The following is a 9,531-nucleotide window of genomic DNA, read 5'->3' as shown; positions in this document are numbered from 1 at the left end:
TACTGCGGCTGATAAAAGATACCTGCCTTTATAAGCGTAATTAATTCTCGCAATTGCAGAAAGTAAAGCATAAGAACCAGCACCACTACTACCGGTTACACTGGTAGCCGCACCTAAATACTCAATATCATCACTCGCAAAGCCAAGTCCGGTTAAGGTATTGCTGTAGGTACTAAATTGTTGCGCTGAGTATCCGACAAGTGCATCAATACTATGATCTTTTGCAAAGGTTTTGTTGTAGACAAGGTTTCCTTCTGCAGTCCACGAACCGTTATCAACCGACGAACTTGTTCCTGTGGTTTGTCCCTGTGTTCCTGTAACCAATCCAGCCTGGAAATATTTACGCATCTCGGCCCCTTTATCTACGCCCAGATTCGTTTTTACAGTAAGGCCTGGCAAAAATTCGTAATTCAGATAACCATTACCTAAAATGCGGGTAGTATTATAATCATCGTTGGTAAGCTCATAAGTAGCCAGTGGATTGATATAAGCAACCATCCCTGGAGAGGCCACATTTCTGATATAAGTACCATCCGGGTTATAGGGCGAAATTAACGGACTAGCTTCAAAAAAACGCTCAAAATAACCACCAACACCATCGCTACTTAACCTATTGTTATGGTCCATTCTATAACTCGGGGCCAGATTAAAACCAACTTTAAGTTTATTATTGGCTGAAGTAAAATCCTGATTGAATCTTAGGGAAAATAACTTGGTTCCGTTATTGATTACTACGCCCTGTTGTTCTTGATATCCGGCAATAACTGTTGACGAGGAATGTTCGCGTGCCGATTKAACCGTTAGATCGTAACTCTGGATAGGTGCCGAACGGGTTAAGAGATCGAACCAGTTGGTTCCTTCACCGTATTGTTCGGGATTATCATAAGCGGCATGGTAATCTGCAGCGATGGTATAACCTGGCTCATATTTTAACCCGTCTTCTCCACGCTCTTTCATAAATGTTGCAAATTCCCTTGCCGTCATCATTTTAGGCAATTTCCCGGTTGGAATCTTCTGGATACCGTAATAAGTAGAAAAATCTATCTTCGAATCGCCTGGTTTTGCGTGTTTGGTGGTAATCAGCACCACACCATTCGCTGCCCTCGATCCATAAAGTGCAGTTGCCGATGCATCTTTTAAAAAACTAAAGCTTTCAATTTCTGCTGGATTAATGTTATTGATACTTCCGGTTATAGGAGTACCATCGATTACGAATAAGGGTTGGTTACTGGAATAAAATGAAGCCGCACCGCGGATAATAAACCCTATTCCACGCCCAGGCTGCCCGCTGGTTTGCGCTATCTGTACGCCAGCAATTTTTCCTTGAAGCTGCTGGGCGAACTGACCAACAGGCATATCCTGAAGCTGAGTAGCATCAATAGTGGCTATAGATCCAGTCACATCTTTTAACCTTTGTTTTCCATAACTCACCACAATTTCCGAAAGCTGATTATCTGCAGGTTTCATGGAAAAACTTAAGGCTGTAGTTTTACCTTCTTTTACCGTTACCCCTGTCATTCTTTGCGTTAGGAAAGAGATATAGGAAATTTCAACGGTATAGTTGCCAGGTTTTAACGAAAGGGTATAGTTACCGTTAGGATCAGTTTGAATGGTTTGTCCGGTTTCGAGCACTTTTAAAGTAGCTCCAGGTAGTGGGCCACCTTTTTCGTCGACAATACGCCCAGAAATATTCCCTGGTTGCTGAGGAACAGGTTTTTGAGCAATCACCACATAACCCTCTACTAATTTATACTCGAGATTGGTTTCGCCAAGTACTTTTTCGATCAGGTACTTTACCGTTTTAGTTTGCTGGCCCAACGTAATTTTGGTTTTCACACCACTAAGCAACCGCTCTGGCAGCACAAACTTAACACCACTTTTTTCCTGAATGCTGAGCAAGCTTGCTTTAACAGTTGAATGATCTAAATTAATATTGATTACCTGATCGAGGTTCTGGCTGTGAACGCTCCCGGCCAAAAGCACGCCGATAAAGGTAAACTGTGCGATTAAAAGCATAAATGAACACCTCATCATAAACTTAATTGTAGGATGTAATCCTTTTTGCATAAATTTGTATATTAATAGTTTGCCCGGTTATAGACCGGAATAATTGTTGATTTTTTTCTTCATTTAATCGCTCTGTCGTCGAAAAGCAAGCGATTATAATGCGATAAAGACTGCTTCCCCGCCCTATGGATGGGGAAGTTTGTTATTTTTAATCCATTGATTTCCTTTCCTATTTTTTAAATGTTAACGGATAGTTATTTCGTTATTTTTAATATTATATTGGAATTTTCCTGCAGCAGAAAGTACATTTAACAGCTTATTTATTGAAACAGTTGCATCCATAGTTAGGGTCATCCGTTCCATCGATTTTTGCCGTTTTTTGAAAATGATTTTAACATTATACCAGCGCTCAAGTGTTTCACAGATTTCTAAAAGGGTCGAATTATGGAAGGCCAGCTGCGATGATTTAAAACCAGTAACATCAGCAATGTCGATACCTTCGGTATTGGCTTTGCCACGGAAATAAACCACCCGTTGTCCAGGTGTAAGGATTGCCAATGATTCGACCCTATTTCCGCTTATTCTGTCTACCCTTACTTTTCCGGTTGCTACTTCTACCGTTAGGGCTTTATTGTTAAATGCCGCTATTCTGAAAGAGGTGCCAAGAACCTGGGTGCTAACCTTTCCGGTATGAATAATGAAAGGTTTTTTTGGATTTTTTGTTACCTCAAAAAAAGCTTCTCCATATAGGGTAATTTCTCTTTTAGCTGCCGAAAATGTTTCCGGGTACCTTAAGCGACTGCCGGCACCAAGGTAAACGACACTGCTATCGGATAAAATTATTTTAGACCGTTGACCATTTGGGTTATTACGCTCAATAAAAGCCAGTAGCTGTTGATCGGGTTTACTAAAATGCATGATCAGGTAAACACTTAATGTAGTGATTATCAGTGCGGTCCAGATGGCTGCATATTTAAAATTGAAGCGCTTTTTTGCCTTTAATTCTTGCTCCTCTTGTTTGGCCGTAATTCTTTGGTTGATTGAACTGTTCCAATATCGTTGTTTAATATGCGGTACATCCTCTGCTTCAAATAGCACCCAATCTTTGGCCTGATTGGAGGAAAGGATTTCGTTTAATAAGATTTCAGACTCTGGCTGTTTTAAGAATAAGCGCACCATTTGCTCTTCTTGCGCAGAACATTCACCTTTAAGGAATTTTTCTAGAAGTAATTGATCAACCAACTTGGGCATGTTTGTTTGGCTCGGCGCATATTAATCGCCCTCAACTAACAAGGGACAAAAAAAGCGTTAAGGGGCTAATGCATTTCCAACAAAACACATAAACAACTGATAATCAAAGAAATTAATTTCAAAAAAAGATTAATTGAAGCAATAAAAGGAAGGATTAGCTTAATGCCAAAGCAGTAGAAGGCTAATAATTAATGCGGCATCTCTATATCTCAGCAAACTTTTACGGAAATGGTTCAATGAAAATTTGAGGTGATTTTTTACCGTGTTGATCGAAATATTGAGGTTATTGGCAATTTCGGCATGGCTCAGCTCTTCTTCCCTGCTCATTTGGAAAACAATTTTGCGCTTGTGACTTAAAAGATTAAGCTTATTCTGATAGTTTTGTTCCAGTTCACTCACTAAAATTGCATAATCCGCGGTGTTACTGGTAAAGCAGATGTGATTTTCTATACTTTCTATTGAAGCTGTTCCGATGGCCTTTTTTCTGATCGCTTTAATGGTTGCGTTTTTCGCCGCCCTAAAAATATAATGTTTAAACTCTCCCTGTACTTCGAGTGTATGCCTTTTATCCCATAGCCACATCATCAAATCCATCATGGCTTCTTCTGCAAAACATTCATCGTTTACATAACTAAGCGCATATTTAAAAAGCTTGTTAAAATACCGGTCAAATAAAATATTAAACGCTTTCAGGTTGTCGCGCGAACATTCTTCTAGTAATTGCCGATCTGAAAGTAAGGGATATTCCATAAAAAATGGATGATTCTATTTTCAGCAAAACTAGAGTTCCGAGTTTATTTTTTGATTAATTACATGTTAAGTATTTATTAATAAACCGGATGTAAACCAATGGCGAATTTATAGTTAGAAGCGATCTATTTGACCGCGTGCCGGATTACTCGTAGCTAGGCTTAAAATCTTTACCTAATGCTACTAATTCGTCTTTATTGATCAGGTTTGGATCTTCGAACTGTCGCTTTAAAAAGTTAACTGGAACTTTTACGGTACCGTTTGTGGTACGTAGTATACAAACTTCTTCATTTGTGGTTGAGGATACATAATGACCAATTTCGGATTCAATTTCAGATAAACGGATCAGCAGTTCGTAATAGATATAGAGCGGAAAATTCACAGCGCAAAGTTAACATTATAAAAAGCTAATATTTAATTATTGTTATGTTAAGGTTAATCGATCTTATAATAATAAGTTAACGAAGGAAACCTTTTCTTTTAAGGCTATATTCGATAGATAAAGTGACTTTGAAAATTAATCTCGAGTTAACAATAGTAGCTTTAAGTTTGTTCCTAAAATTAGGAAAGGCGATGACAAACCCCACAACACACTTAAAAAGAGCAACTTATTACAGCATTTATCTTGTCATTCTATTTTTAGCCATTCTGCCTTCATGCAAAAAGGGCAATAAAAACCCCGATTACCCAATTGGAAGCAACGAGAGCATTAACACTTGGATACTCGATAGCCTTAAACGCTACTATTATTGGAATGAGCAATTGCCGGGCGATCCTAATATCAGTTTATCACCAAAAGATTTTTTTAATTCCATCCGCAATTCATCCGATCGCTTCTCCTATATCAATGTCCCTAACGACCCCACCACCACAACCCCCAGCAATAGAAATTTTGGTTTTGATTATGCAACGGTAAGCGACCAAAACAGCGCAAAAGTTATCGGGATCATTAAAGTTGTGTTAAAGGATTCTCCGGCTTCGAGGGCTGGTTTGAAACGTGGAGATTACATCAGTAAAATTAATGGCAAAACCTTAACCGCTACGAATGCACAGGCTTTGCAAACCGAAATCTTAAACAGCGACCGTTTTTCTTTAGGTTTAGCCGAATTGAATAACAATACCTGGACAGATACACGCAGTGTTGACTTAAGTAAAGGTATAATACTCGACCAACGGGAGATTAGCAAGGTTATAGAAAGCGACGGAAAAAAAATTGGCTACCTCTATTTTCTGGATTTTAATGGCGGTTTGGCTAGCTCACTCACTCCTGTTTTTAGTAATTTTAAAGCCGAAGGCATATCTGAGCTTATCCTCGATCTCCGTTATAACGCTGGTGGTCAGGTAGCAGAAGCAGCAGGCATATGTGCCATGATTGCTAAAAATGTATCGTTCGATAAACCTTTCATTACCTACAGGGGCAATAAAAATGGCGGAGCCAAAACAGAATCTATTGGTACTGCAGCTACTTTCGATGGTACCGTAAATTTCAATACCCTCTTACAACAAAACCTTGGCCTAAGTCGGGTTTATATTTTATCAACAGCTGCCACGGCATCTGCCTCAGAAGTCATGATCAATAACCTTAAACCTTTTATTCAGGTGGTGCTAATCGGCGAAAAAACAAGGGGAAAAGATGAAGCATCATTTAGGATATTTGATGCCCGAAGCCCTAAACAGGTGAAATGGGAAATGCACCCGATTGTTTATAAACTTTTTAATGCACAGGGCAGCGGTGGATATAGTGCTGGAATCAACCCCGATATCGCAATCAATGAAATGAGTATTTTGCCCTTGCTTCAACTGGGTGATCCTGCAGATCCGATGGTAAAAGCAGCTATCGCTGCGATAACAGGCAAAGCCATCAAAACTTCACTTGTTATAAATAATGCGGTTTCCGAGCACTTCCGGGCTGATCGTATTTTAATGGATTCGAGGGCAGAATCTGCCCAACAGAGTATCGTAACTACGCACCGATTAAAGTGATAGAAAAGGTTTTCATTGTGTTAACATTAACTTTAAACGCGACCACTAACTTGCCTCCCATAACCGCTACTTATGGAACAGTTGGAAGATTTTAAAAACGCAAAACTCCTGAATGCAGTAAAAACTGGCAATTCAGTTGCATTTAATGAAATTTACCATCAGTACCGCAAAAAAATATATGGTTATGCCTACCATTTTACACGAGACAAGGAAGAAGCTGAAGAACTTACTCAGGATGTTTTTGTAAGGCTTTGGGAACACAGATCGAAGATCGACCCGCAAAAGAATTTTGATGCTTTTCTTTATACGCTTATCCGCAACAATTTCCTCGCTACACTTCGTAAAAAAGCCAGAGAAAAAGCTTACAGTAGCGAAAACCTTAAGCATGAGCAGTCTTTTAATACCATAGAAGACGAACTTAATGCCAAAGAAACTAAACAGATTGCACAGGAAGCAATAGAAAGTCTTTCTCCACAGGTAAAAAAAATATACCTGATGAGTAGAAATGATCACCATACGCATGAGGAAATATCGCAGTTGATGGGCATCTCCAAAAACACGGTAAACAATCACCTCAAAAAATCACTGGGTATAATGCGGAAATATTTTAGCACTTATTCTCCAGAAACGATATTATTTTTTCTATTGGTGTTTTTTTGTTAAGCGGTTAGCGTGGAGCGTTAAGATAAGCGCCCTCTCCTCATCCATTTTCCATCATTAAGAAATTAAGGCCATTAAGGCTTATCCAGCGCAACCCAAGCGGCGCGTCCTCCTGAACTTGTTTTATTAGCTGTTCTTATTGATTTTTAGACCTAATAGCTACTTCGTGGTCAGGATCTTTATTGCTTTTATCATTAACTTTTAGCCGGCTGCTATTGATCATTGGTTATTAATCCTCCCAACCCATATTCCCTTTTACATCATCCATCATTTCATCATTAAAAAGTTAAGGACATTAAGGTTTTTCTAGTGCAGCCCAAGCGGTCGTCCTCCTGAACTTGTTTCAGGATCTATCCACCTCCGATCACAAAAATTAATTACCTATTAAACAACACTTTACAATTTATTCTAAAAAAATATTTTTCTACATAGCTGTATCAAAGGTTTCGTGCATATATACAGTAGCGCGCAGCATAAAAGCTTACAAACATTAAAGTGAAAGAAAACATTAAAATACTATTTGAACATTACTTAGCAGGTAAAACCAATCCGGAGCAAGAAAAAATCCTGATGGAGTACCTGGCCGACCCGGCAAACGCCGATTGTGAATTTCACCATGTAATGGAAAAAGCCTGGACAAAACAAAYGGACGAAATCGATTACTCTTTAGCCGCAGTTCAAGGACTTGCACAGATATGGAATAAAGTTGAGGAACGCCAACCAAAAAGCCGATCACTCTTCCCACTATTAAAATATGCCGCCGCAATTGTAGTCATCATTTCTGCATCGCTTGGCTGGTATGCATATAAGAAAGCACAACAACCTGTACAAACAGCCATTGCCTTTTTAAGTAAAACCACCCAAAAAGGCGAGAAAGTAAGATTGATTTTACCTGATAGTTCTATTGTATACCTCGGTGCCGGAAGTAAGCTTACCTGGCCATCACATTTTGTGAAGGGCCGTTTAAGAAATATACAGCTTGATGGAGAAGCTTTTTTTGAAGTAAAACGCGATACCACCAGCCCCTTTATTGTACATAGCGGGCAGATGCAGACACAGGTTTTGGGAACCTCGTTTAATATCTATGCTTACCCGAAAGATGGAACCTTTAGCGTTGCCGTGCGCACTGGTAAAGTGAAGGTTTCGGAAAACAGCCAAGGCAAACTAAAAGAACTTTCGCTACTTACTCCTGGCATGAAAATATTGTATCATTTAAAGGAACGTAATTATACTGTACATACTGAACGGATAACAGAAGTAAATGCCTGGATCAAAAATAGCTTCGCTTTTAAAGATGTAACGCTACCAAATATGCTCAAATCGTTGGAAAGATATTACAATGTACACATTGAGCTGAAGAGTAATAAACTTAATCAATGCAGGTTTAATGCCACCTTTTCGAACAAAAGTATTACCAATGTGATGAAAGAGCTACATGTAATGAGTGGGAAACACCTGAAATACAAAATAGATACCGGTACTAAAACAATTACCGTATGGGGGGAGGGCTGCCAATGATAGGTTAGCTTATACTTGAGCGCGCAACATACCTGCGCATTATTACCGGATTTACACCTATGAAAAATAAATTAAACCTCTTAACACAAACATGGAGCCGGATTGCTCGAACAATCCAGCTCCTAAACAAAAGTTTTTAACCCGTGAGAATTAAAAAACATCTTGAACCTATGAAAATAGGGTTTTATGAATATATAAAAGAATATATTATCAATTTCGATTACAGGCCAGCGGCATTTATGTTGGTGTTGTGCGCCCTTTTGTCAAATCAGGCATTAGCAAGAAACTTTGAGCAAACACCAGGAGAAAGTAGTGTAAGCATCAAAATAGCCGAAATGAGCATCTCGGATGCCCTTAGTCTTTTAGAGGAAAAAGCAGGCTTGTCGATTAATTACAATAAATCGATTTTTAGCCAGAACAGCAGAATAAGCCTCGAGGTAAAAAACATGCCCCTTGAACTGATCCTCAAAAAAATACTTTCAGGAACCAGGGTAGCCTATAGGTTTGCTGATACCAATACCATATTGCTTTACAAACTTCCTGATCCGGTAAAACCTGGACGCATATCGGGGAAAATACTTGATGAAAAAGGTGAAACCCTTCCTGGTGCCTCCATAAAGGTTATCCAAACAGGCAAAGCCACGCAAACCGCCAGTGATGGAAGTTATACTTTAAGCATTGAACCTGGTACTTATACTGTAGAGGTTAGTTATATTTCTTTTGTTACCCAACGCATTAGCGAGGTAAACGTAAAGGCAGACAAAAATACACCATTAGACATTTCGTTAAAACCTGATGCAAAAGGCCTTCAGGAAGTGGTGGTAACGGCCAGTTACAAAAAAGCATCAGTTGAGGGTTTATTGGCCCGGCAGAAAAACGCCTCCGAAATCAGCAATGGCATCAGCGCAGAACAAATTGGCAGAACACCGGATAAAAACATTGGTGAAAGTTTGAAACGCATTAGTGGGCTAAGCTCAATAGATAATAAACTGGTACTTGTGCGTGGTATTGGCGAACGTTACAACACTGCCCAGTTAGATGGGATTACCCTGCCAAGCACAGAAGCCCAAACCCGCAATTTCTCTTTCGATCTCATTCCTTCCAGCCTAGTTGACAATGTAGTTGTCAGCAAAACAGTTACTCCTGATATGAACAGCAGTTTTGGTGGTGGATTGATCCAAATTAACACTAAAGACATCCCCACTGAAAATTTCATGGGTTTTACTGCAGGTACTGCTTACAACGATGAAAGCACAGGTAAAGATTTTTTAAGCCATCAGCGCGGTAAATATGATTATTTCGGATTTGACGACGGAAGAAGAAAATTCCCTGCCGATTTACAACACACCGACCGTACCATTT

Annotated in this window: 8 protein-coding genes; 4 read left to right on the top strand and 4 right to left on the bottom strand. The window is 39.3% G+C overall.

Annotated features, from left to right (window positions below):
- From AC1DPQ_RS08490 to AC1DPQ_RS08475, 4 genes are all read right to left on the bottom strand, one after another.
- Positions 1–2,067 (bottom strand): SusC/RagA family TonB-linked outer membrane protein (locus tag AC1DPQ_RS08490; RefSeq protein ID WP_477608801.1); only part of this gene is annotated, 2,067 nt, incomplete at its 3' end.
- A 183-nt stretch (positions 2,068–2,250) separates the two neighbouring features.
- Entirely contained in the window at positions 2,251–3,258 is a 1,008-nt protein-coding gene (locus AC1DPQ_RS08485) for a FecR family protein (RefSeq protein WP_477608799.1), read from the bottom strand.
- A 159-nt stretch (positions 3,259–3,417) separates the two neighbouring features.
- A complete protein-coding gene (locus AC1DPQ_RS08480) occupies positions 3,418–4,008 on the bottom strand; it encodes an RNA polymerase sigma-70 factor (protein WP_477583655.1) in 591 nt (196 codons plus the stop codon).
- A 145-nt stretch (positions 4,009–4,153) separates the two neighbouring features.
- Positions 4,154–4,390, bottom strand: a complete 237-nt coding sequence (locus tag AC1DPQ_RS08475; RefSeq protein ID WP_477583657.1) for a hypothetical protein — start codon at positions 4,388–4,390, stop codon at positions 4,154–4,156.
- Between the two features lie 191 nt (positions 4,391–4,581).
- Here AC1DPQ_RS08475 and AC1DPQ_RS08470 point away from each other — a divergent pair, with 191 nt between their 5' ends.
- From AC1DPQ_RS08470 to AC1DPQ_RS08455, 4 genes are all read left to right on the top strand, one after another.
- Positions 4,582–5,991, top strand: coding sequence for a S41 family peptidase (locus AC1DPQ_RS08470; protein WP_477583659.1), 1,410 nt, complete (start codon positions 4,582–4,584; stop codon positions 5,989–5,991).
- Between the two features lie 72 nt (positions 5,992–6,063).
- On the top strand, positions 6,064–6,654 hold the full coding sequence (locus AC1DPQ_RS08465; protein ID WP_477583661.1) for an RNA polymerase sigma-70 factor: 591 nt from the start codon (positions 6,064–6,066) through the stop codon (positions 6,652–6,654).
- A gap of 492 nt (positions 6,655–7,146) precedes the next feature.
- A complete protein-coding gene (locus tag AC1DPQ_RS08460; protein ID WP_477608797.1) occupies positions 7,147–8,169 on the top strand; it encodes a FecR family protein in 1,023 nt (340 codons plus the stop codon).
- A 170-nt stretch (positions 8,170–8,339) separates the two neighbouring features.
- Positions 8,340–9,531, top strand: a 1,192-nt coding sequence (locus AC1DPQ_RS08455) for a carboxypeptidase-like regulatory domain-containing protein (RefSeq protein ID WP_477608795.1), incomplete at its 3' end; no start/stop codon positions are given.

It is taken from the genome of Pedobacter sp. 01T416_2, from assembly GCF_056398925.1.
The sequence above is the reverse complement of the archived record's forward strand: the minus strand, read 5'-3'. Positions and strand labels throughout refer to the sequence as shown.

Coding starts and splice junctions, on each gene's coding strand:
- AC1DPQ_RS08485 (WP_477608799.1), bottom strand. CDS start 3,258: ATGCCCAAGTTGGTTGATCAATTACTTCTAGAAAAATTCCTTAAAGGT.
- AC1DPQ_RS08480 (WP_477583655.1), bottom strand. CDS start 4,008: ATGGAATATCCCTTACTTTCAGATCGGCAATTACTAGAAGAATGTTCG.
- AC1DPQ_RS08470 (WP_477583659.1), top strand. CDS start 4,582: ATGACAAACCCCACAACACACTTAAAAAGAGCAACTTATTACAGCATT.
- AC1DPQ_RS08465 (WP_477583661.1), top strand. CDS start 6,064: ATGGAACAGTTGGAAGATTTTAAAAACGCAAAACTCCTGAATGCAGTA.